18 protein-coding genes and 1 pseudogene are annotated in these 23,497 nt (G+C 70.7%); 13 read left to right on the top strand and 6 right to left on the bottom strand.

Annotated features, from left to right (window positions below; all coding sequences use genetic code 11):
* Positions 1-38: 38 nt before the first annotated feature.
* Positions 39-1,112, bottom strand: a complete 1,074-nt coding sequence (locus ACGF2V_RS24760; RefSeq protein ID WP_362630259.1) for an ABC transporter substrate-binding protein — start codon at positions 1,110-1,112, stop codon at positions 39-41.
* Between the two features lie 421 nt (positions 1,113-1,533).
* Between ACGF2V_RS24760 and ACGF2V_RS24755 the strand changes: the two genes are divergently transcribed.
* From ACGF2V_RS24755 to ACGF2V_RS24730, 6 genes and pseudogenes are all read left to right on the top strand, one after another.
* Positions 1,534-2,409, top strand: coding sequence for a MurR/RpiR family transcriptional regulator (locus ACGF2V_RS24755; protein WP_362628730.1), 876 nt, complete (start codon positions 1,534-1,536; stop codon positions 2,407-2,409).
* Positions 2,410-2,765: 356 nt separating this feature from the next.
* Positions 2,766-3,653, top strand: a complete 888-nt coding sequence (locus ACGF2V_RS24750) for an NAD(P)-dependent oxidoreductase (protein WP_362628728.1) — start codon at positions 2,766-2,768, stop codon at positions 3,651-3,653.
* A complete protein-coding gene (locus tag ACGF2V_RS24745) occupies positions 3,650-5,206 on the top strand; it encodes an aldehyde dehydrogenase family protein (protein ID WP_362628725.1) in 1,557 nt (518 codons plus the stop codon). The genes ACGF2V_RS24750 and ACGF2V_RS24745 overlap by 4 nt, the downstream gene beginning before the upstream one ends.
* A gap of 9 nt (positions 5,207-5,215) precedes the next feature.
* Positions 5,216-6,442 carry an amidohydrolase gene (locus tag ACGF2V_RS24740; protein WP_362628723.1) on the top strand — a complete coding sequence of 409 codons (1,227 nt, stop codon included), beginning with the start codon at positions 5,216-5,218 and terminating at the stop codon, positions 6,440-6,442.
* A complete protein-coding gene (locus ACGF2V_RS24735; RefSeq protein WP_362628720.1) occupies positions 6,439-7,797 on the top strand; it encodes a DUF3100 domain-containing protein in 1,359 nt (452 codons plus the stop codon). The genes ACGF2V_RS24740 and ACGF2V_RS24735 overlap by 4 nt, the downstream gene beginning before the upstream one ends.
* 153 nt (positions 7,798-7,950) lie before the next feature.
* Positions 7,951-8,059 (top strand): annotated as a pseudogene (locus ACGF2V_RS24730) (transposase); the annotation flags it as partial.
* Between the two features lie 60 nt (positions 8,060-8,119).
* Here the strand turns inward: ACGF2V_RS24730 and ACGF2V_RS24725 are convergent.
* Together ACGF2V_RS24725 and ACGF2V_RS24720 are read right to left on the bottom strand one after the other, a co-directional pair.
* On the bottom strand, positions 8,120-9,121 hold the full coding sequence (locus tag ACGF2V_RS24725) for a helix-turn-helix domain-containing protein (RefSeq protein WP_362628718.1): 1,002 nt from the start codon (positions 9,119-9,121) through the stop codon (positions 8,120-8,122).
* A 215-nt stretch (positions 9,122-9,336) separates the two neighbouring features.
* Complete coding sequence (locus ACGF2V_RS24720; RefSeq protein WP_362710996.1) at positions 9,337-13,089, bottom strand: S8 family serine peptidase; 3,753 nt, start codon at positions 13,087-13,089, stop codon at positions 9,337-9,339.
* 1,106 nt (positions 13,090-14,195) lie between these two features.
* Here ACGF2V_RS24720 and ACGF2V_RS24715 point away from each other — a divergent pair.
* Positions 14,196-14,627 carry an SRPBCC family protein gene (locus ACGF2V_RS24715; RefSeq protein ID WP_362628712.1) on the top strand — a complete coding sequence of 144 codons (432 nt, stop codon included), beginning with the start codon at positions 14,196-14,198 and terminating at the stop codon, positions 14,625-14,627.
* A gap of 105 nt (positions 14,628-14,732) precedes the next feature.
* On the opposite strand, the gene ACGF2V_RS24710 is transcribed toward ACGF2V_RS24715, so the two are convergent.
* Complete coding sequence (locus tag ACGF2V_RS24710) at positions 14,733-15,197, bottom strand: hypothetical protein (protein WP_362628709.1); 465 nt, start codon at positions 15,195-15,197, stop codon at positions 14,733-14,735.
* 32 nt (positions 15,198-15,229) lie between these two features.
* Between ACGF2V_RS24710 and ACGF2V_RS24705 the strand changes: the two genes are divergently transcribed.
* The 3 genes from ACGF2V_RS24705 to ACGF2V_RS24695 all read left to right on the top strand — a co-directional run bounded on the left by ACGF2V_RS24705 (position 15,230) and on the right by ACGF2V_RS24695 (position 18,076).
* Positions 15,230-15,562, top strand: coding sequence for a hypothetical protein (locus ACGF2V_RS24705; protein ID WP_362628706.1), 333 nt, complete (start codon positions 15,230-15,232; stop codon positions 15,560-15,562).
* On the top strand, positions 15,559-15,738 hold the full coding sequence (locus tag ACGF2V_RS24700; protein WP_362628703.1) for a hypothetical protein: 180 nt from the start codon (positions 15,559-15,561) through the stop codon (positions 15,736-15,738). The genes ACGF2V_RS24705 and ACGF2V_RS24700 overlap by 4 nt, the downstream gene beginning before the upstream one ends.
* A 154-nt stretch (positions 15,739-15,892) precedes the next feature.
* Complete coding sequence (locus ACGF2V_RS24695) at positions 15,893-18,076, top strand: hypothetical protein (RefSeq protein ID WP_362710998.1); 2,184 nt, start codon at positions 15,893-15,895, stop codon at positions 18,074-18,076.
* A 278-nt stretch (positions 18,077-18,354) separates the two neighbouring features.
* On the opposite strand, the gene ACGF2V_RS24690 is transcribed toward ACGF2V_RS24695, so the two are convergent.
* The gene (locus ACGF2V_RS24690; protein WP_362628697.1) at positions 18,355-18,507 is read right to left on the bottom strand and encodes a hypothetical protein; all 153 of its coding nucleotides are present in this window, start codon (positions 18,505-18,507) and stop codon (positions 18,355-18,357) included.
* A gap of 380 nt (positions 18,508-18,887) precedes the next feature.
* Between ACGF2V_RS24690 and map the strand changes: the two genes are divergently transcribed.
* Complete coding sequence (map, locus tag ACGF2V_RS24685) at positions 18,888-19,670, top strand: type I methionyl aminopeptidase (RefSeq protein WP_362628694.1); 783 nt, start codon at positions 18,888-18,890, stop codon at positions 19,668-19,670.
* A 201-nt stretch (positions 19,671-19,871) separates the two neighbouring features.
* Here map and ACGF2V_RS24680 read toward each other — a convergent pair whose 3' ends face one another.
* The gene (locus tag ACGF2V_RS24680; protein ID WP_362711000.1) at positions 19,872-21,416 is read right to left on the bottom strand and encodes a protein kinase; all 1,545 of its coding nucleotides are present in this window, start codon (positions 21,414-21,416) and stop codon (positions 19,872-19,874) included.
* 96 nt (positions 21,417-21,512) lie between these two features.
* Between ACGF2V_RS24680 and ACGF2V_RS24675 the strand changes: the two genes are divergently transcribed.
* Both ACGF2V_RS24675 and ACGF2V_RS24670 read left to right on the top strand, forming a co-directional pair.
* A complete protein-coding gene (locus ACGF2V_RS24675; RefSeq protein ID WP_389047526.1) occupies positions 21,513-21,752 on the top strand; it encodes a transposase domain-containing protein in 240 nt (79 codons plus the stop codon).
* A gap of 57 nt (positions 21,753-21,809) precedes the next feature.
* A complete protein-coding gene (locus ACGF2V_RS24670; protein ID WP_362628689.1) occupies positions 21,810-22,625 on the top strand; it encodes a DUF6042 family protein in 816 nt (271 codons plus the stop codon).
* Positions 22,626-23,497: the final 872 nt, after the last annotated feature.

The following is a 23,497-nucleotide window of genomic DNA, read 5'->3' as shown; positions in this document are numbered from 1 at the left end:
GGCGGACGACGCTCCTTTCGAAACGCGCCCTAGCACGGTCAGCCGACCTTGCCCGGGTAGAGGGTCTTCGCGATCTCCTCGACGGTGTCGGCGTTCTCGACACCCGCGATGGTGGTCCGCTCGGAGCCGATGCGCAGGAAACGGCCTTCCTGGACGGCCTTCAGGCCCTTGGTGGCGGAGTTGTTCTCCAGCCACTTCCGGGCCTCGTCGAACGCCTTGTCGTTGGCGGCCTGACTGCCCCGGTTGCGCACGCCGAGCTGGATCCAGTCGGGGTTCTTCGAGATGACGTCCTCCCAGCCGACCTGCTTGTAGTCGCCGTCGCAGTCGGCGAAGACGTTGCGTGCCCCGGCCAGCGTGATGACCGCGTGGGCGACCTGGCGGTTGCAGACGGCGGTCGGCTGCTTGGTGCCGGCGTCGTAGTCGAAGAAGAAGTACGTCGGGCGTTCGCTCCCGGGCGTCCGGCCGACGGCCGTCCGGACGGCGTCCACCTTCTCCTTCATGCCGTCGACGAGTTCCTTCGCCTTGGCGCCGGTGCCGGTGACCTCGCCGAGGGAGAGGATGTCGGCCTGTACGGCGGACAGGTCGGTCACCGGGCGCTCGCTCTGCGCCGCGCAGGCGGTCGACTTCAGGTGGACGTGCTTGATCCCGGCCGCCCTGAACTCCTCCTCGGTCGGCGCGTCGCCCATGCCGCCGCCCATGTTCATGGAGGCGAAGGTGTCGATGTACAGGTCGGCTCCGGAGCCGAGGAGCTTCTCCTTCGGGATGACGGACTCGCTGAGCACCTTCACCTTCTGCGCCTGCGCGTCGAGTTCGCCGGGCAGGCTGCCCTTGCCGGGCGGGAAGCCGGTGCCGATCACCTTGTCCCCGGCACCGAGGCGGAGCAGCAATTCGAGGCTGGAGGCGTTGCTCGTGACGATCTTCCCGGGTGCCTCGGAGAACGTGGTCCTGGCACCCATGCAGTCCGTCACGGTGACCGGGTAGGTGCCTGCGGCCGGCTTCCCTGCGGCGGGGCTCGCCTTGTCGCCGCCCCCGTCGCCGTCACCGCAGCCCGTCACGAGGAGGCTGCCCAGCACCACAGCCGTCGTGCCGCCCCACCACATGCGAGAACGCATCATCACTCTCCCGGAGATGTTCACTCGGTGCACGGGTGGACCGTCCGCCACCCGGTCCAGTAGTCGCGGGGCACGGGGCCCGAGTTCCCGCCCCGCGAGAACTCGACGGCGGAACCCCGGGTACGTGGGCGCGTCGTGCGGGGCCCAGGAGAACGCCTCGCGGTGAACCGGTGGACGTGGGCCGACTCGGGCGGCCACACGCCGTCGTACGACCCGGCTGAGGCGGTTGATCAGCCCTGCGATCGTCCAGTGCCGCGACCGGCGACGATCGCCCGCCGCACCGCCCGGCACCGCTCCTTCCGGGCAGACCTGGCCGGTAACGGCACTGGCACGGAGGGCTTCCTGCAAATGAAATTGCGGTGTACGGTTTTTGCAATCGCGCTTGCAGCGCAGCCGCGTCTCGTACGAGGGAGCAAGACCTGTGTCCGCATCGCACAACCACGACCCCGCCGACGGCGACAGCCAGTGGCTGGGCGACGCCCTGCCCGATGTCCCGCTGTCCAAGGCTCAGGCCCGGGTCGTCGACGTCGTCGTCCGCAATCCGCAGCTCGCCTCGTACGCGGAGATCGCGGAGATCGCCGAGCGGGCGGACGTGAACAGTTCGACGGTGGTGCGGGCGGCCCAGACGCTGGGCTACCGGGGCTGGCCGGATCTGCAACGCGAGTTACGGGCCCGCTACTTGGTGCACATCTCCACCGAGGAGACCCTGACCGAACACGGCGAGCACCGCAGCCCGCTGCACGACGCGCTCACGCACGACATCGGGAATCTGCGCCAGACCCTGGAGAGCAACTCCGCCGCCGACGCGGAGGCGGCCATCGCCACGCTGGCCTCGGCCCGGTCGATCCTGGTGGTCGGGGTCGGCTCCTTCGCCGGTCCGGCCAGTGTCATGGCGCACCTCGGCTCCACCATGGGCTACCCCGTCACGCTGGAGCACCGGGCCGGCGTCCACTTGGCGACCGCCGTCAACTGCCTCGGTCCGGGGGACGTGCTCGTGGTCGTCAACATGTGGCGGTCCACGAAACAGATCATCGTCGCAGCCGACGCGGCCCGTGCGGCGGGCGCCACGGTGGTGGCGATCACCGACATGCGGCGCGGCCGGCTCGCCACCTCCATCGCCCACCATCTGCTGATCGTGCCGTCGGAGGGCATCTCCTTCTTCCAGTCCGTCACGGCCGCCACCTCGGTCGTCTACGGACTCCTCGCCGGCATGCAGACGGCTCGGCCCGAGCGCAGCCGTGCCGCCATCCGCCGCACCCAGCAACTCTGGAAGGACCTGGACGTCTACCTCGACTGAACCGCTTCTTCCCCCGTCGTGCCGCGTGGACGTGCGACCCGGTCCGCGCGCTCGGCGACGCCCCGCGGCACGGCCCCTGTCGGGCGGCGCGCCCGACCGGCTGTCGCCGCAGCGCACGCGCTCCCTCGCCACCCGACCGGTGCCGCCTTCGGAGCGCGGTGACCCTACGCACCTCACAGCCCACCTCATTCACCGGCCGCGTGCGAGCGCCGACCGCGCCGACGGGCCTGCCCCGGCCGCCCCTTCCCCACGTCTGCCGGGGCCCACCTGAACACCGTCCCCCCCCGGGCCGGCGAGGCCCGTCCCCCCGGCCTCGCGCGTGTCCGTACGCATGTCCCCTCATGACAGGAGCACTGATGAGCAAGCACATCGCCGTCGTCGGCCTCGGCTCGATGGGCGGTGCCATGGCTACCGCCCTGCTGCGGGCGGGGTGGCAGGTGCGCGGATTCGATCCGTCGCCCGCCGCCCGGTCCGCCGCCGCGAAGGCGGGTGTGGAGGCCGTCGAGGACCTCGACCAGTTGGCCGGCACGCCCCATGCGGTCCTGTCGCTGCCCTCGGCCCGCGTGGTCGAGGCGACCGTGCCCGCTCTGCTGGCGCGGCCGGGCACGCTGGCCATCGTCGACACCACGACGTCGGAGCCGGGCACGTCCGCCGCGTGCGCGGCCCTCGCGGCGGACAAGGGTGCGGCCTTCGTGGACGCACCCGTCTCGGGCGGCCGTGACGGCGCGGTCGCCGGCCGGCTCGCCGCGTTCGTCGGTGCCGACCCCGACGCGCTCGACGCGGCCCGGCCCGTCCTGGACGCGCTCACCGGCGGCCAGTACCGCCACCTCGGCGCGCCCGGCTCCGGAAACGTGGTCAAGCTCCTCAACAACGCCCTTGCGGCGGTCAACCTGGTCGCGGTCGGCGAGGCCCTCGCCGTGGCGAAGGCATACGGCGTCGATCCCTCCTCCGCCGCGGCGGGCATCAGCGGAGCGTCCGGCGCCAGCAAGGCGTCCGCGGCCATGTACCCGGACTGGGTACTCACCGGAACCTACGACTCCGGTTTTGCCCTGGGACTCATGGCCCGGGACGCCGCACTGGCCGTGGAGACCGCCGGGCAGCGCGGTGAGACCCCGCAGCTGCTGGCCGCCGCCAGCCGCGTCTGGCAGGAGGCCCTGGCCGCGCTCGGCCCCGGCGCCGACTTCACCGAGATCGCCCGCACCGTAGCCCCCTCCCTCACCTCCGAAGGAGCCACCGCAGCATGAGCGCCACCACCTTCCCGACGGACCTGAGCACGTCCGGAGCCGCCACTGCCCGCGCCGCTCTCGACGCCGCTTTCCCGCAGGGCCCGGGCTCGTTCGTCGACGGTCGGGTCGTCACCGGCCGCGGCGAGACCGTGCACCTCACCGCCGCAGCGACCGGAGAGGGCTTCGCCGACTACGCCGACGCCGGGGCCGAAGGGGCCGACTCCGTGCTGGCCTCCGCCGTCCGCGGGGCCGAGGTCTGGGCCGCGACCGACCCGTTCGAACGGGCCGCGATCCTGCGCGAAGTCTCCCGGACCATCGGCGAGCACACGGAGGAGCTCGCCCTCCTCGAATCCGCCACCACCGGCAAGCCCGTCCGCGACACCCGCGCCGAGGCCGCCAAGGTCGCCGAGATGTTCGGCTACTACGCGGGATGGGCGGACAAGCTGCTGGGCCACACGATCCCCGTCCCGGGCAACTGGCACACCTACACCGAACGGGTCCCCTGGGGCGTCGTGGTGGCCATCACCCCGTGGAACGCGCCCCTGTTCACGGGCGGCTGGAACTCGGCCGCACCGCTCGCGGCCGGCAACGCCGTCGTCGTCAAGCCCAGCGAGTTCACCCCGGCCTCCACACTGCGGCTGGCCCAGCTGGCCCACCAGGCGGGGCTGCCGGACGGCGTGTTCAACGTCGCCACCGGCCTCGGCGCCACCGTCGGCGCCGCCCTCACCTCCGACTCCCGGGTCGGCAAGGTGTCGTTCATCGGCTCGGTCGCCACCGGCCGCCGGGTGGCGGTCGCCGCGGCGGGCGCCGGTATCCCGACCGTCCTCGAACTCGGCGGCAAGAGCGCCAACATCGTCTTCGCCGACGCCGACCTGGACCGGGCGGCCGACGGCGCCGTGTCGGCCGTCTTCTCCGGAGCGGGCCAGTCGTGCGTGGCCGGCTCCAGGCTGCTCGTGGAGCGTTCCGTGCACGCCGAGTTCATCGCACGCGTGGCCGAGCGAGCGTCCCGGCTGCGCCTCGGCGACCCCCTCGACCCCACCACCGAAGTCGGCCCCATCATCACCCGGTCCCAGTTCGGCACGGTCACCTCGCTGATCGAGGCCGGGCTCGCGGGCGGCGCCCGCCGGGTGACCGGCACCCGGCTGCCCGCCGGGCTCACCGACTCGGCGCTGGCGAGCGGACACTGGGTGGCGCCCACCCTGCTGGACGGGGTCACGCCCGCCAACCCGCTGGAGACCACCGAGGTCTTCGGACCGGTGGTCGGCGCCGACGCCTTCGACACCGAGGCGGAGGCCATCGCCCGCGCCAACGCCACGAACTTCGGCCTGGCCGGGGCCGTGTGGACCCAGGACGTCGCCCGCGCCCACCATGTGGCGCGCGCCGTGAAATCCGGCACCTTCTGGATCAACGCCTACAAGACCATCCACGTCGCGGTGCCCTTCGGCGGCTTCGGGGACTCCGGACACGGCCGCTCCTCCGGCCCCGGAGTGCTGGACGAGTACACGCAGACCAAGGCCGTCTGGACGCCCACCCGCGCCGCCGGCGCCCCGTTCCCCTCACTGAGCTACTAGGAGGCACCCGTGACCACGAAGAATCCCGCCGGCTCCGCCAGTCGGCTCAAGGCCGACACCTCCACGGGCGTGTCGCACTGGCAGGACCGCGTGCTCGAGCTGGCACGCGCCCTGCACGCGCGTCCCGAAATCGCCTTCCAGGAGACCGAGTCCGCCGCGGCGATCACCGAACTGCTCACCGAGGGCGGGTTCACGGTCGAGCGCGGCACGGGCGGTCTGCCGACCGCGTTCACCGCCACCGCGGGCAGCGGCGAGCTGACGGTCGCGCTCTGTGTCGAGTACGACGCGCTGCCCGAGGTCGGTCATGCCTGCGGCCACAACCTCATCGCCGGCGCCTCGGTGGCCGCCGCGCTGGCCCTGGCCCCCTACGTCGACGAACTCGGCATCACGCTGAAGGCGATAGGCACCCCGGCCGAGGAGCACGGCGGCGGCAAGGCACTGCTGCTGGAGGCCGGCGCGTTCGACGGGGTGGGCCTGGCCCTGATGGTCCACCCGGTCCAGGACGGGGTCGGCTACAACCCCGCCGGGAGCACCGCCCAGGCGGTCGGCCGGTACCGGGCCGTGTTCCGGGGACGTGCGGCGCACGCCGCGGCCGCACCCCACCAGGGCGTGAACGCCGCCGACGCCGCCACGCTCTCCCAGGTGGCCGTCGGCCTGCTGCGCCAGCAACTGCCGGGCGACCAGCGGGTGGCGCTGTTCGTCTCCGAAGGCGGCGTCGCCACCAACATCATCCCCGAGCGGACCGTCGTCGACTTCGAGTGCCGGGCATTCACCCTGCCCGAGTACGAGGCACTGCTGGAGCGTGTCCGGCGGTGTTTCGAAGGCGCGGCCCTGGCGACCGGCACCGAACTGACCGTCGAGGCCACCGAGCCGCTCTACGAGCCGCTCGTGCAGGACGACGCGCTGGCGGGCTTCTGGACGTCGGCCATGGCTGCCTTCGGGCGGGACGTCACCGCCGGCGACCGGCTCGCCGGCGGTTCCACCGACATGGGCAACGTCAGCCAGGTCATACCCAGCCTGCATCCATGGCTGAGCATTCCGGGAGCCGACGCACCCATCCACTCCCATGCCTTCGCGGCCATCGCCGACACACCCCTGGCGTACGACATGATGTTCGAGGCGGCCCGCGCGCTCGCCTGGACCGTCGTCGACGCGGCGGGCCATGCCGAGCACCGGCACCGTTTCATCGCCGCCGCCTACCGCCGTGACGTCCGTAAGGAGGCGGTGGCGACATGAGCAGCCCCACCGCCGCAGCCAAGGACCGCGTCGCCGGGTCGCGTCAGACCCTGCCGATCGCCGCCCTCGCCCTGGTCATCGCCCTGGTCGTGCAGGCCGTCGGGCAGCTCGAGATCGACCTGGGCGTCGGCTCCGTCATCGTCTTCCCCATGGTGTGGGGTCTGATTCTGGGCCTGCTGGTGTCGGTCCAGAAGGTCCGGCCCCTCGGCATCCGTCTCCAGAAAGTGGCGTCCGCTCTCGTCGGCGTGGCCGTGATGCTCCTGGTCGCCCGGCTCGCCTTCAACATCGGCCCCAGCCTGCCGACGCTCGTCAAGGCCGGGCCCGCGCTGCTGCTCCAGGAGATCGGCCATCTGCTGGGCACGGTGGCCATCGCCCTGCCGCTCGCCGTCGCACTGCGCCTGGGCAAGGCCACGGTCGGAGCCACCTTCTCGCTGGACCGCGAGCCGTCCTTCGCGATGGTCTCGGAGAAGTACGGGCCGGACTCCGACCAGTACCGCGGGGTCCTGGCCATGTATGTGTTCGGCACGATGTTCGGAGCGGTGTTCATCACGCTCCTGACCTCGCTGGTGGCGAACTGGAACATCTTCGACCCACTGGCCCTCGCCATGGGCGCCGGTGTCGGCTCGGGATCGATGATGGCCGCCTCCTCGGCCAGCATCGTGGCCGCGTACCCGGCGCACGAGGAGGCCATCCTCGGCATGGCGGCGGTCTCCAACCTCATCACCACCATCCTCGGGGTCTACGTGGGCATCTACGTGGCACTGCCGCTGGCGGACCGGTTCTACCGCTTCCTCACCCGCCGGCAGGACACCCGCACGCCGGAGACGACGCCCGACGCCCTCTCGGCCCCGGACAGTCCCACGGACGATGCCGCCGCGAACCGCGCCTTCCGGGAGGAGGTCGCCGCCGCCTCGGGCGAGATCAGGATCCCGCTCTGGCTGTCGCTCGGCGTCCTGACGGTGCTCGGCGTCGGCACCGCCTCGGTCGCGGCCGGCACGATCGGCTGGGACATCGTCGGCGGCTACGCCGTGCTGCTGGGCCTGGTGCTGCTCGGTCTGTTCCTCGCCAAGGTCAGCCGGAAGATCTCCGCGATCGTGTGGATCACCACGGTGGGCGCGTACGTGTCCAGCCCGTGGTTCTTCGCCTCCGACAGCCTCAACCGTCTGGTCGGCTCGGTGGACTTCCTGTCCATCGCCACGATCATGCTGACCCTCGCGGGACTGTCGCTGGGCAAGGACCTGCCGTTGCTGCGCCGCATCGGCTGGAAGATCATCCCGGTCGGGCTCGTCGCGATCACCGCTTCGTTCCTGCTCTCGGCAGTGATCGCCGAGTTCACGCTCGGCGTGTGGGGCTGACTCCCCCTCCCGCCGCGGGCATGACCGCGTGACGGCTCCTCCACCGGCGCTGACGTGATCGGCGTCAGCGCCGGCCCGGAGAAAGAGAGCAACGACGTCGATCGGGACGGACGCGCCGCCGGGCGGTCGTTCGAGGCGATCGGCACGGACTTCGCCGACCTCCGCCCCGGCGAGGCCACGACCGACACCCGCGACGCGTTCGTCATCGCGGACGCCGCCCGCGCGATGCCCCCGCACCCTGCGCTCGATCGACCCGGCCGACGGCCCCGAGCCGCGTCATCCGCGGCTGCAGGGGTCGAAGGGGGAAGACGCCGATGTCTTGCTACATCCAGTTCCGCCGGGCGGCCTGCCATGCCAACTGCATCCGTGTGGTGGCGCCGACGAGGGCCATCATCGACTGGACGCGCCGCTGCACGGTCCGTCTGCTGAGCCGCATCTGACTGGCTATGGCCTTGTCCGTGACACCTGCGACGAGGAGAGACAGCAACTGACGGTCCGTCGCCGACAGTTCGTGGTTGCCGGGCGAACCGTCCGCGCCGCTGACCGTTCCGGACTCGCTCACATGGAGCGGTACCGCGTCCTCCCAGTAGCGTTCGAACAGGGCGACCAGCGCTTCCAGCAGACTGCTGCCACGGACCAGGGCCGTGGTGGGTTCCTCGGTGCTGCCGCTCGGCCCGCCGGGGACCAGGGGACAGATGGCGATGGCCCGGTCGGCGATCGCCAGGCGCAGCGGAAGGTGCGGGACCGCGCGGGCCGTCTCTCCCGCCCGCATGCCCCGCACCACGTTGCCGACGGCGCCCGAGTCGTCGAAGAACGCCCGCTCGTACAGGACGCGGTAACGCACACCGCGCGCCAGGGCGTCGTACTCGGCCTCGTTGCTCCCCGAAGGCATGGCCACGTACTGGGCCTTGCAGAACCACAACATCTCGTGACGCGTGTTGTCCTGTATCCGGCGCAGGTGCTGGCGCAACGCCCTGGCACCGGTGATCACGTCGATGAGCTGGTCGGGGTCCCGGCGGCGCCGGGTGCGCCGGTAGGTCTCCAGCAGATCGGTGACCGCCACACGGGCGTGGTCCAGGGCGTCGGACTGCTTCTGGAGATGCGGCAGCAGGGCGACGTCCGGGGGACTGGCCGCGAAACTGCCCGGTGCCCGGTCCGTCGCGCTGACCAGCCCCTTCGCGGTGAGCGCCGCCAGGACCTGCTCGACCTCCGCCGCCGCCAGACCGGACTGCTCCGCGATTTCGTCCGCCGAGGCGGTGAACAGGGTGACCAGAAGCCGGTACACGGTTTCCTCGGCCGGGGTGAGCCCCACTGCTTCCAGCATCGTGATCCTTTCCGTCCCCTGCCGAACGTGCGGCAAGCGACGGAACGGCCTGGTGGAAGCGCCCGGCGACAGGGACTTGCCGGGGACAAGCGCCGGTGGCAAGCGCACTATACGCCCCGGACATGACCGGACCGGAAGGGGAAAGCGGCGGGCACGGAGGATTCGGCCACCTCCGTGCCCGCCGCACCTTCGGTCCCCCGAGGCGTGCGCCCGGCCTACCTGCCGATCACGTACGCGCGTTCCACGGTCTGCCGGACGCTGTTGCCGACCCCGTCGGTCGCCGTGACCCGCAGCGTCACGAACGTGTCGCCGTGGGTCCGGCCGGGCCGTCCGACGGCGGCGGTGAAACGGTTTCGGCCGCGGTCCTGGGCCTTGACCTCCTTCGTCCAGGTCCTGCCGTCGTCGTAGGAGACAGCGACCCGGACCGAGACACCGCGCGGTGCGGGCAGACCGTCCTGGTTGCGGACGGCCAGACCGATCGTGTGGCCGCGCCGCGCGGTCACGGTGTTGTGTTCGTCGATGGGCACGTCGTAGTCGAGCTGGAGCAGCGGGAGCACCGTCCTGCCAGTGGTGGTGTCCGAGCGGAAGGACCAGGAGGTCTGCGTCCGCGTGCCGAACTTCCACTCGGGGGAGACACGGGAGGCCGACAGGTCCAGCCGGTAGTCGGCCTTCCCGGGTGCCACCTCGAAGTCCTCCCAGGCGTCCGTGGCGTCGGCGATCTTCTTGCCGTCACGGAACAGGGCGACGGAGACGGTGTCGCCCTCGGCCCCCTCGTCGGCCGTGCCGAAACCGTCGGTCAGGGCCTGCGACCAGTGCCCCGCATGGGAGTCGTTGAACTCGGGCACGCGGAGCGCGAGAACGTCGCGGGAGCGTACGGACGGTGTCGTGGTCCCGCGCGGGACGGACGGCCGCACCACGGCCCCGAACCAGTTCTCGGCAGGCTGCCTGCCGGGCCGGTAGGTCCGCAGGAAGTCGCGCATCCCGACCGTCAACGCCGTGTCGACGTAGAAGACGAGCCCGTGATTCACCACGTGCAGCCACTGGGTGTCGCCGGCGCTGACGTACTCGGTGCGCCGCGCCCCGGTGGGCACGTACCGGCTGTACTGGTTCCAGAAGAAGTTCTGGTAGGGGCGGCTGCCGAAGCGCTGTTCGCTGGCCCAGGGAATGCCGCCGCTCTCGGTGTACGTGGATTCGACGACGGCGCTGTTGCGGTCCGAGACGGTGTGCACGACGCGTTCGGGGACGCGGTCCGTGGACACCTGCATCACGTCGTACAGGTAGGGGCTCCTGGCGGTGCCGGAGAACGCCACCGCGGTCCTGCGCCGCTCGACGCGTTCCAGCAGGGCGCCGCCCTCGGCCGCGCTCACCCCCATGGTGGGCAGGGGGAGGCGCTCGCCGTCCGGGGTCCAACGGCTCCACGGGTAGCTGTCGGCGGGATGGACGAGCATGAGACCGCCGGCGCCGGCGTCGGCCGCCGCCCGGGCGAGTTCCGCCGCGTCGGTGCCGTCGCTCCTGACGACCGCGAGTTTGCCGCGGACGCGGCGCAGATCGGGGGCGGCGTGGGTTCCCGCGTCGACCGCGGTCAGACGGGTGCCCTTCGGGCTGAACAACGGGGAGTTGTGCGTGTAGTACGGGCTGACGGCGAGAGGTGACCCGAGGACTTTTGCCTCCAGCAGCGGGGCGACGAGCTGCCAGCGGGAGGCGAACTCGAAACGTCCCTCGGTGACCTTCGCCGTGGGGCTGACGTAGACCCGCTTGGCCACGTCGAAGTACATCGTGCCCTGGGTCAGACTGTGCCCGTCGAGCTGACGGTACGTCTGATAGCTGATGATGCCGCGCTGTTCGGCGGGCCGGGGCGTGCGGATCTCGACCTCGGTGGTCTTGCGCGCGTCCAGAGTGACGGACATGTCCTTGGTGACCTTCACCTCGGGCAGGACGACCTCGCGCAGCTCCTGGCCGTCCGCGGCGTCGTCCAGCGAGGAGTGGCTGAGCTGGTAGGTGCCCTCCTCGACCTCGGCGACGGCCGGACTGGTACTGAGGTAGCCCTCGAACCCGTCGGCACCCCAGATCATCGGCAGGTCGTCGACGGGCTTGCCCTCGCGATCGATGACGTTCACGGTGATCCGGTGCTTGGGACCGTGGACCGAAAGGCTCACCGTGGTGTGGACGCTCGTCCTTCCGTCGGCGGTGGAGGCGTTCACGTACCCGTAGTAGTCGCCCCGATCGAGGAGCGAGGGATCGACCTGCAAGGACACCTCGGCCGTGGCGGAGGGGGCGATACGGACCGAGTCGGCGCCGAGCCGTACCGCGCCCTTGGCGATCTCGCGTCCGCCGGTGGTGGCGAGCCGGAGCTTCAGGCCGAGGGTGAGCTCGGAGTCGGAGGTGTTGGCGTACCGGACGGTGGTGTTCCCGGACCGCTCGGCGGTGCCGCCCGTCACGAAGGAGCCGAGCGCCACGGCACCGGTCGCGGTGACCGGGCCGAAGGCCGCGGCAGCCAGGTCGACGCGACCGCCGCCCTGCTCGGTCACCTGTTGGCCGGTCACCCGGTGGGCGGTGCTCACGAGCGCGTCCTTGATGCGCACGGCGTCCCAGTCCGGATGCTGCTGGGCGAGCAGCGCCGCGGCCCCGGCGACATGGGGGGTGGCCATGGATGTTCCGGAGGACGCGATGTAGTCGGCGTCCGCCGGGTCGCCCATGCTGGTCCCCGCGGCCCGGGCGGCCACGATGCCGACACCGGGCGCGGTGACGTCGGGCTTGGCCACTCTGTCGGTCGGGCGCGGTCCGCGGCTGGAGAAGGGGGCCAGCGAATCGTCGCGGTCGACGGCACCCACGGTGAGCGCCGCGTCGGCCGCCCCGGGCGAACCGATGGTCTGGTTCCCCTGCTCGCCGTTGTTCCCGGCGGCCACCACGAACAGGGCGCCGCTGCTCTTCGTCAGCCCGTTCACCGCGAGGCTCATCGGGTCGGTGCCGTCGCTGGGCGCGTCCGAGCCCAGGCTCATGTTGACGACCCGGGCACCGGCGGCCGCCGCCCATTCCATGCCGTCGATCACGGCGGACTCGCTGCCGTAGCCGTCGTCCCCGAGGACCTTGCCGATCATCAGCTCCGACCGGGGCGCGACGCCCTTGCGCCTGCCGTCGGAGGCCGCTCCGGTGCCGCCGACCGCGGACGCGACATGGGTGCCGTGCCCGAAGGCGTCATTGGTCCCGGCGCTGCCGGAGAAGTCCTTCGTGGCCGTGGCCCGACCGGCCAGATCCGGGTGGTCGAGGTCCGCGCCGGTGTCGAGGACGGCGACCTTGACCCCCTGGCCCTGGTAGCCGGCGTCCCACGCGGCGGGCGTGTTGATCTGCGCCGTGCTCCGGTCGAGCGTCGGGCTCACCCGCCCGTCCAGCCATACGGCGGCGTCGGTGGCGTCGAGGGCGGAGGGCGACTTGCCCGAGCCGTGGGCGAGTTGCTTCCAGAAGCGGCCGAGATCCTTGTCGCCGATGTGCAGCGAACGTGCGTTGATGCTGTCCAGCCGACGCGTGGGGGCCGAGTCGTCGTTCAGCGCGGACAGGGAGTCGAGGGCGGAGACCGGTTCGCCGTGCGGCCGGGAAACGATCAGCGGGAGGGCGTCGGTGTGCGCCTCGTCGTAGCCCTGCGCGAGGAGCCCGGTCACGTCGAAGAGCCGCCGGTCGAGCTTTCCCGAGAAGAGCGGGGCGATGGCGTCGGACGGCAGGACGGACAGGGCGCCGTTCTCCTCCGTGGTCCGGAAGATGATGTTCGCGCGGCCGGGGCCCGGCTGAACGGAGGCGACCTGCTTGCCGTCGGGACCGGCACTGACGGTCACCCGGTCACCCGTGATCAGCCGCACCGTGGCTCCCGGCTTCCCCGGCGCCGAGCGGACATGCCCGCCCGGCGCCGGCGAATCGGCGGAGACCGGCGCCACGGCACCCACGATCAGCAACAAAGCGGTTGGTGCTGCCGCCAAGAGGCGGGCACGTCTCATTTTTCCAACCCTTCTTTCGGCACGACTGGACACACGCTGTCCGAAAGAATCCGGCAGAGCCGGAAGGGCTGTCACGGCATTCCGGTGTCGCTGTTGCGACATGTCTCAACGGCGACACCACGCGTCGCGGGCTCGCGCACGTGACTGGACGCAGGCGTCTTCGGCGTTGCCGTGGTCGGGAGTTGGCCGTGGAGTTCCCGGAACTTCTCGGCGACTCCCGGGGCCGCGATCTGGCCGAGCGACGGGCGGCACGTGTTCGTGTCGCCTGGCGCGCGGTCGACGGCGGATCGGCTGGGCGCCCGCCGACTGGATCAGGCGCCTCACCCATGACCTCCGATTGCTGCGCCTCACCCGGGACGGCGACACCATGTGGACATCGCACGACCCGTCCGTGGTCACTCCCGACCTCTGGGTCGGATGCCTGGGGCCGGCAGCCCAACTCGCCCTCACCGCCTCCGGTTCGGCTGACGCCGTGCTGTCACCGGCGTGGTTGCGCCGCTGTTTCGTGCCACCGGGGGTCACGCGGAGTGACGTAGGCCGGGTGTGAGTCCGCCCGAGGTGCAGCCCCCTGTTTGCGGCGTGAGGATCGGAGTACGGGTACACAACCGGGGCAGGGGGCGTCGGCCGTCAGTCGGGCGCAGGTGGGTTTGAGCAGGACGGACCTCCGGCCGTTCGCCGACGACCTGAGACCCCGCGCGGGCAGCCCGCACCGCCGCGCGGGCAGCGGGCTGCCCGCGCGGGATCTCAGGCGGCGGATGCGGCGGGTTCGGCAACGGCCCGTGCTGCGGTCGTCCGGGCATGGGTGACCGCGGGGTGGGCCTGGGGGCTCTGGCCGGGATGCCCGCCGGGAGCCGCAGGGGTGTACCGATGCGCACGCGGAGAGGCGGGCGGCGGACCGGGGCCAGGGCCGCGGCGGCCTCCTCGAGCGCATCAGCCCCGCGGGCGGTTCCCCGGTGGACGCCTTCGGCAAGGGGACACAGTCATGCCGGGCCCGCAGTCCGGCGGCCCTTTTACAGGACCGCGAAAACATAACAGGCGACAATGGGGATATGGCCCCGTAAGCCGTGAACCGAGTTGCGAGGTGGCCAATGAGCACTCTCGAAGAACAGATCGACGTCGACATTCCGATCGCTGAGGCATGGGAAGCCCTGCACCGTGCGGAGACCTATCCGCGGTTCGTCGAAGGAGTGCGCGAGGCTCGTTCGGGGGACGGGCACCGGACGCACCTGGATGTGGACGTCGGCGGCCGGGTCCAGGAGTTCGACGCCGAGATCACCGACCGTGGCAAGGAACACACGATGGAGTGGCAGACCACGAGCGGTCCCGAACTGGCGGGGACCTTCTCACTGCTGCCCATCGACCGGGAGCACACCCGGGTTCAGGCCCGGATCGAGTACGACCCGGGCACCGTCAAGGAGGCGTTCGGCGGGCCGAAGGGATTCGCCCAGGCGACCGCGATCGAACGGCTTGTAAGGGACGACTTGGAGCACTTCAAGGAGTTGGTGGAACGGGAAAGGTGAGGCGCCCCCGCCGAGTACGACAGCAGGGCAGGCAGGCGGTCCATAGCCTTCGATGTGGCTGGTTGCCTGCCGGCCGCGGCGCTGCCGACCCTGCGGGGCGGCGGGTTATCTCTCCGAGAGCCGTTCGTGCAGGTCCTGCGCAAACCGGGCTCGATAGACGCCGTACGCGAGGGTGTCCGGGGACTGATAGCCCCGGTGCTCCGGGGCCGAGACCTCTTGGTCCCACTGGGCCACTTCCTTGCTGAGCGGCGAGGGGCGTCCCAGGTACGCTTGCGCCGCTTCTGCCAGTTCCCACTCGCCCGTGACAACCGAGGACCAGAACCCACGGCCCTGGCCCACCACCCACATGCACAGATCCTGGGTGCTGTCCTCGGACCAGACTTCTCCGTCGACGTTCACGCCTTCCGAGAAGTCGATCAGTGAGTCCGCAGCATCCAGGTAGGCCAGCGCGAAAGCCTCGAGATTCTCTCTCGACTGCGACTCCAACCGCGCTTCAAGCGCGGACAGGCGTGGTCTTGTCGCATCCAGGACTTGCCAAAACCAGTCGGGAATATGCCCCAACCCGCTCACCTGTCCTCGTCGCCCCTGGCAGCTTCCGTCCGATGGTAAGGGAGCCCCCGGGGCTGCGGGCGGGCCAGGACGCGGTGCGCCGGAGCATGCGTGGCGCAGGCGGTTCGAAGGCATGGATGCTGGCCCGCCGGCGCATCGGCGGCGTCGACGCATGGGTGGTCTGTCGCGAAGGGATGGGGATGGGAGACGAGGTCCATTACTCGCTCGTCGTGCACCTGCGGCCCATGCACCGCGCCAAGGAACTGCCCGCGGTGCGGGTGGTCCCGCGCCGCCCCGCCATGGGCCTGGCGCTGCGGGGGCGCGACCTGTTCGATCGCCGTTGCCGATCGCCTCCCGTGAAACGACCCGCGCCCGCACACTGGTGACCGAAGAGGTCCGTGCGCAGACCCTCGAACTGGATCTGGAGGGCTGGCAGCTGCAGGACCGGATCCTGACCGTAGTGTTCGCCGGGCTGCGTGACCCGGGCACCCTCGAAGACCGCCTGGGCGGGCTGATACGCCTGGCGAAGCAGGTTGCGGGACCGCCGCCCCGGGCCGGATGAGGCTTCTCCCGAAGTCCCTGGGGTCCGGGCCCGGACCCTCCCTCCGTCGGCCCCCTCCAGCGGCCCGTCGCTTCGCAGGATGGCGGGGCGAGGCCGCGACAGGTGTTCGAAAACCCGAGTGCGTCGGTTCGTATGGGTCTGGGATCATGCCCGGATGGTCCACCGTTTCGAGCCTCTGATCATTCGGCACACCCACCGCCTTCCCTCCATCGCCGGTCCGAGCGGCCAAGGGGATGTCGTGGCACGACAGTTCGACGCGGCGCTGATGTCCGTGGGGTTCAAGCTCGCGGCTGACCTGCTGAAGCACCTGTCGGGGCTGTCCGAGGGGACGGTCATCGACACTGCTGTACGAACGCTGGAGACCGTCCGGGCGATGGTCGGGGACCACGTTCAGCACAACGCGTACTTCATCGACTTTCCGGCCAATGTGCCGGACACGTACGGCTTCTGGCACCAGTGCGTCGCCCAGGCGCTCGCCGACGATGCCTCGCGCGAGGGCACGGTCGACCAGCTCCGCAGCGGCGTGGTAGACCTGCTGACCCTGCCCTCGTACGGGACGTACCAGCACACGTACGCGGCGATGCTCGCTGTGCATGACGAGCTGATAGCCGCGGCGGGCGACCGCGTGACGGTCCTGCACCTGGGCGGTGCACTGGACGACGAGATCAGCGCGCTGTACCTGGGCCTGGCTGGGAGCACGACGCCGCTGGGCGACGAGGTCCTGCTCGACCTGGCGGCGCTTGCGGGGCACTGCGTGGACGGCCCGCAGCCCGAGGCGATTCCGGTGCGGGAGAACCGCGCCGTCGTCAACCGCGCCCGGCTCGAGGCCGGGGCGGACCTCCTCGTCGACACCGTGACCGATGTGCTGCGTCTCGCGTGCGCGCTGTCAAACGGCGATGTGACGCTCACCGAGCCGACCCGGTTCCGGTCGCCCTCGCGCCGGGTCCGCCGCGCCCTGCTGGCGGGTCTCGACGCCGTCGTCGCGGCTTCCCCGGCCAAGCTGGCCGACGTGGCGGCGCACAGCGAGGCGTTCAAGCGGCTCGGCGAGCGCCTGCACGCGCACGAATACCAGGCGCGCTGGCCGCACGCCGCCGACGTGTTCGCCGTTGCCCGGGGTGAACGGGAGGCCCGATCCTTCGACAGCCGGGTCGAGGAACTGCTCGGCGCGGGCGACGTCACCGGAGCCGTACGGCTGCTCACGGCCGCGCCGGGCAAACTGTTCCGCTCGCTGGACCGGCTCCTGCGCGCCGGCACGACCCAGGAGGAACGCGAGGCGGTGGTCGCGGCCGCCGAACAGGTGGCTCCGCAGGTGGCCGCCCGGGTCCTGCTGTCAGTGCGCGAGCACCTCTACAACCGCACCGAGAAGCACCAGGACGGCGGTGGGCGCCGGGTGTTCGTCAACCGGCTCGGACGCGCCTGGGTCACCGACGACACCCGCGCCCCGATGCCCGCAGCCGAACGCGACCGCATGCTCGCCGCCTTGGATGCCGAGCTGAGCCGCCGCCTGCCGGCCCCGGGACACCTGCTGATCGACCCGGACGTCCTGGACGTCGCGCTCCCGCTGAGCGGCAGGGCGACGGCAGCCGGCCTGGGCGTGCTGCCCCGCGGCTCTCTGTCTCCGGTCGACGGCGAACTGCTGCGGTTCTTCGTGTACTGGAAGCAGACGAGCCGCTCCACCGACTACGACCTGTCGGCACTGATGCTGGACGCCGAATTCCAGACCATCGCGTGGCTGTCGTACACCGCCCTCACCCAGCTCGAGGGCGAGCACTCCGGCGACATCACCGACGCCCCGGACGGAGCCTCGGAGTTCATCAACCTCCGCCTGGGCGCCGCACGCGGCACCTTCATCGTCCCGCAGGTCAACATCTACTCGGGCGAGGGCTTCGAGGAGACCGAGGAGTCGTTCTTCGGCTTCATGCTGCGCGACGCCGACCAGCGAGGCCGCCCCTTCGAGCCGCGTACGGTCCGCATGAAGTCCGAGCTGCGCGGCCCGGGCCGCGTCGCGCTGCCCCTGGCATTCGTACGCGGGGACGACGGCAGTTGGCACGCCAAGTGGCTGCACCTGTACCTCAAGGGCAACCCCAACTCCAACCGCGTCGAGGGGAACCGCGTATCGGTTGCGGCGCTGCTGCGCGCCATCGTCGAGCGCGAGCAGCTCACCGTCCGCTACCTCACGGCCCTGATGGCCGACCGCGCCACGACCACCACACTGTGGGACGGCACGGCGGTGCCGCAGGGCCCGGTCACGTACATCGGGCTGGAACGTCCGGACGGACTGCACCCGGACTCACGGATCATCACGCCGGGAAATCTGCGCGACTTGATCCCTGGCTGACTGTTAACGTTGACCCCGGCGAGGCCATGAAGGGACTTCCTTCTCACATCACTCTCCGAAATTAGTCCTTTCGCTTTCCTCGTCCTCGACATCACGCCGGGTGCCCCATGGCACCCGGCGTTGTCGTCTGCCCAGGCCCGAGGCCGTTGGGTCGGGGCAGACGCCAACAAATGCGGCACGCGGTGGCCAGGAGGCCGCGCTGATGGCGGGCGAGTGGACGCCACCGACCGAAGGCGGATGGCGCCACTGAGTGGACGCCATCGGGGTGGGCGCCGCGTCTACACGGTGGCGACGTACGCGGTGACGCCCTGTTCGACACCGGCGGCCTCGAGCTGCGCCAGGACCTCGGCGACGTCCTGGCCGTCCAGGACGGGCGTAGGAAGCCGCCCACAGTGTGCCTGGTGGCCTCCACCGTGACCATCAGCCGGCACTGGCACGCAAGCCTTTGGACAAGGTTCTGCCGGTCCGGTGATGTCGGACCCGGCCTCCAGGCTGCGAGGTACGGCCCGTTCCTGGGCGCGACCGCATGAGCACCTCGGTGCCGCTCCCGGCCCACCGGACTCCGAGGTGGTCCGCCGGGCCGCTGCCGACCTGACGACGCAGCTCGCCCTCGACCACGCAGCTTCGACCGTTCCACGCCACAGTGCCGCGCGGGGAAGTACGGGGTGGCGTGCATCGAGCGCTCTCCCCTGGTCCGACGCAGGAGGGCGCCGAGGCGCTGTCCGCGTTCGACCCCTGCGGGAGTGAGGGACATTCCCATACCGGTATAGTAATGCCGGTATAGTTATTGGTTGCGTGAGAAGGGCGTCGCATGATCGAGATCCTGAACCCCACCCTGTTGGCCCGGGCAAAAGACACAGGCGCCCTGGTCGCTGACATCCTGCAGACGCTGAAGAGCCGCAGCGCGATCGGCACGAACCTTCTGGACATCGATCGGTGGGCCGAGACCATGATCGTCGAGGCGGGAGCGCTGTCCTGTTACGTCGACTACGCGCCATCCTTCGGACGCGGCCCGTTCGGCCACTACATCTGCACGGCCGTCAACGACGCCGTGCTTCACGGAAGGCCGTACGACTACACGCTTGCCGACGGCGATCTGCTGACGCTCGACCTCGCCGTCTCCAAAGGCGGAGTCGCTGCAGACGCTGCCATCAGTTTCATCGTGGGCGACGCAAAGCCCCCGGAGAGCGTCGCGATGGTAAGGGCGACCGAGCGCGCGCTGGCCGCAGGGATCGCCGCCGCCGGGCCCGGGGCTCGCATCGGGGACATCTCCCATGCCATCGGCACGGTCCTCAGCGAGGCGGGGTACGCGATCAACACAGAGTTCGGAGGTCATGGCATCGGATCAACGATGCACCAGGACCCGCACGTTTCGAACACCGGACGGCCCGGCCGTGGATACAAACTGCGCCCTGGGCTGCTGCTGGCACTGGAGCCGTGGGTCATGGCGGACACCGCTGAACTCGTCACTGATGCCGACGGGTGGACGCTCCGAAGTGCGACGGGCTGCCGGACAGCACACAGTGAGCACACGATCGCCATCACCAACGACGGAGCCGAAATCCTCACCTTGCCGAAGCAAGCGCAGCCGTGAGGTCGAAGCCCCCGTAAACGCTGCCTGCTGCGGCACCAGTGCCGCAGCAGGCAGCGTTCGCCCCGTCGCGACGCCCGGCACACGCCCTCTCGCCGCACCGGCCGAAAACCCGAGTACGTCCAGTACGAGGGCTTCCGGCCGGCACACCGAGAGCACGCGCCGGACGCGCTCCTCGACGGGCAAACGCTGCCTGCTGCCGCACTAGGAACGGGAGCAGCGGCCGGTCGGCCGGCTGGCGGGAGGACGGCACTGGAGGGCGTCGTCGGCCGAATTGGCGCTCAGGTAGCGGCCGATGCACGCGTTGGCCGTGGTTCTGCCGCGCTCGGCGCAGAAGGCGAGTGCGGAGCGCCCGTCGGTGAAAGGGCCTGGGGCATAGAGCACCCAGTAGCCCGGGCGCAACGACGCATAGTCGTCGCTGCGGAGAACCTCCGCTTCGGGCACCGACCGCCGAACCGCGGCGAGCCGTTGATCACGCACCGCGACGCCCGCGCTGACGGGCTCGGAGTGGAGCTGGGCGATCCAGCGGCCGCTGGGCAGGGGAGGTTGTTCGGCCGGGGCGGCCGATTGCGACGCATCAACGGTCGGGTCCGCCGTTGTCCCCGCTGTCGCATCTGCCGTCGGGTCCGTCGTTGCGGTGGGAGTCTGCCCGGGCGGGCGGCTCGGTGCGGTGGCCGGAGATCGGGAGGACGTCGTGCTCGGTGAAGTGCCCACTTTCCTGCTCGCCTCGCCGTCTTCCGGACCACGAGGCAGGAGCACCAGTGCGGTCGACGCTGCGGCCACCAACACCGCAGCGGTCACGGCGATGACGACCGGCTTCCGGTTCCGTTGTCGCTCCGACACGGGGGCGGGCAGCCTGGGGCTGTCGAGTTGAGTGGGTGGATGCCCGAGGGAAACAGACGGTGGCACCGAAGCGGTGACCGTCGGCTGTGCCTCGTGGGGCGCCGAGATGGCCTCCACCTGCGCCAGCATGGCGTCCAGTTGTTCCGCGTTCGGACGGGCCGCCGGGTCGCGTACCAACAGTGCTTGGAGTACGGGGGCAAGTGGGCCGGAGCGCACCGGCGGCGGCACTGGCTCGTCGAGCACTGCGGCGAGCGTGGCAAGCGTCGTAGCACGCCGCATCGGGCTGACACCCTCCATGCTCACGTACAGCACCAGGCCGAGCGACCACAGGTCGGACGCGGGATCGTCGTCGTGGCCGCGAATGCGCTCAGGAGCGATGTACTCGGGTGAGCCGACAAGTTCGTGCGTTGCTGTCAGCGAGGTAGAGCCCCGCAGCCCTGCGATTCCGAAGTCGGTGAGCACGGCGGTTCCGTCGAGGCGCAGCAGAACATTGGCGGGTTTGACGTCCCGGTGGTGTATGCCTGCCCTATGGGCGGCCTTGAGCGCGGACAACACCTGCCGGCCCATGCGGGCCGCCTCCCCGCACGTCATCGGGCCCGCCGAGAGCCGTTCCTGGAGGGAGTGGCCGGAAACCAGCTCCATCACCAGCCATGGGTGCGGATCCGCATCCACGATGTGGTGGATGGTCACGACGTTGGGGTGGTTGAGCCGGGCCAGCGCCCGTGCCTCGCGCAGAACACGTTCGCGCGAGACATCCGACGCCTCTGTGTCCGACCGCACGGCCTTGAGTGCGACTTCCCGGTGCAGCACGGTGTCGCTCGCCCGCCACACCGTGCCCATTCCGCCACTTCCCAGCTGCTCGATCAACCGGAAGCGTCCATCTATCAGAGGTCCCCCTGTGCCCATGTGTCACAGAGTAGGGACTGAGCCAATTTTTGATCAAGTTCACGGAAAAGCTGCTGTGAGGAGGTCGCGAGGCTGCTGACTCACGGTCTGGAACGGGTGCGACGGTGGGAGAAGCCGTGGCGCGTGCCGACCACGGCGGCGATCGGCCCGGCCCGTCGGCGGCTGGGGCCCGAGCCGTTGAAGGTGCTGTTCGAGCGGGGGTGCCGACCGGTCGCGATCGACGAGACGACCGACTCCTGGTGCCGGCGGGGGCGGACCTCACGACGGCGGACCATCAACGGATCGAGGCCAGGGAGCTTCATGCCGCCAGCTCCTCGACTGTGCGTTAGGCGTTGAGCACAGTGCGTATGCTGCGAGCGTTGGGCTGTCTTTCTTCCAGGAGGAGTTGACCGGATGATCGATGATCTGTCCGTACCAGGGCCGCGCTGGGACATGGCGATGCATAACGACTGGTGGGCTGCGGGCTGGGAGCACGTGTTGCCCCGCCAGGGCTTCCCCCTGACGATGTTGATCGGGACCGCGAGCCAGTCTGGTTTCACCGGTTCCCTCGACGACCTCCTCCAGGAGATCTTCGGGGGCGACTGGGACATGATCGGCGGCAGCCTCGACGGTGCGCTCTCGTTCTCGTGGCCTGACGAGGAATGGGACTACACCGAGGCGCCGGAGGGGCGCGAGGCATACGAGGCGAGCCGCTGGGAGGACTTCGGCGCGCTGCTCACGGCGGCCGGCTTTCCGGTGCCCACGACAGTGCGGGACTTGTCCGAGCTCTACCTGACGTGGGGTCTGGCTCGCCGCGAGAAGACGCCGACCGGCACCCGATGGTCGATGCCCGTCGCACTGCCGTTGCCTGGCGACCTGCTGCCTCTGGGGGCCGACCTCACCCATCGGCTTGACCAAATCCGGTGGACGTTGCGCACCGGCCCGCTCGTCGACGGGTTCATCACACATCTGGTCGATGATCTGGGCGAGCCGCAGGAGGTGCTCACATCCCTGGACCGCCTGGCGGCTGCCACCGGCCGGGTCGCGGACGATGCCCGTATCGCCGTTTCGGAACTCGTTCAGGCCGGTGACGCCCTGGTGTATCGAGGCCAGGAGCCGGCCGACGTGGAACGACTGGACACGCATCAGCGTTTCCGCCTGGTCATGAACTGGGATCACCTCCACGCGACACGGGTCGCGTTGATGAGAGCGGAGCCGACGGCAGGTTGATCGAGACGGCCCATCGCATTCCTGAACTGCGGTAACGCCCCTGATAGGAAGCCCGTGTTGCACCTTGCGCCACGGCCCCGCGCTGCCGTCCGCCCGGCGGCGGAGCCGGAAGCCGCCGGCGCCCCGGCGCTGGCCTTCGGGCGCCGGGCCCATCAAGGGGTGAGGCGGGAGAGCCCCGCCGGATGGAGGTACTGCTGCGACGTTCCGACTCCTGGGTGGCCCGCTCGTCGGTCGCGTGCTGGAGACCACCGACGCCCCGTGGGCCTGAGGCCGGCTCACGGTCGGTGACGCCGACTGGGGCCTGTACGTCCCGCGTGCACCGCGACCCGGCGACCGGAATCGTCCTGGCGGAGATCAGGGCAACGACTCCACGCAGCCAGTACCAGCACGGGGTGCCCCAAGAGGGGTCCTCCCACGGGGCCGATCGTCGGACGCATGGCACTCCCTCGCGCTCACCCCATGTCCGGGTCCGGTCCGGCGGATCACGAGCGTGTGCCGGCTGGGGACGAAGGCGGTCGTTCGCCGTGGGCCTTCACGCCGGCGACGCTCAGCTCTTCCCCTGCCGGGCGAGCCTGCCTGGCGCGTGATCCCCTGGTGGGCGATGGTGGCGTCCAGGGCGTGTGTCGAAAGTCCCGTCCGGCCCGCGACGCCTGGCACGGCGCCTCGCCACGTTGTGATCGTCCACGTACGCCCCGTACGAGGACGACTCTCCGCCTTGCGATGCACCGACCAGACGCCGGGGGCCCGCCCTTCGGGCGGACGACGCCGCTTTCGACAGCCCTAGGTGTACTGCCCTGTGAGGTTGGGGACGCGGCTGGCGGGTGGTTTGCCTTTCAGCGCGGTGTGTCCGCGGTGGTGATTGTAGGTGTGCA

The organism is Streptomyces sp. NPDC047982 (assembly GCF_043204165.1).
In the GTDB taxonomy this organism is placed as follows: Bacteria; Actinomycetota; Actinomycetes; order Streptomycetales; family Streptomycetaceae; genus Streptomyces.
This window is presented reverse-complemented; position numbering and strand designations above follow the sequence as displayed.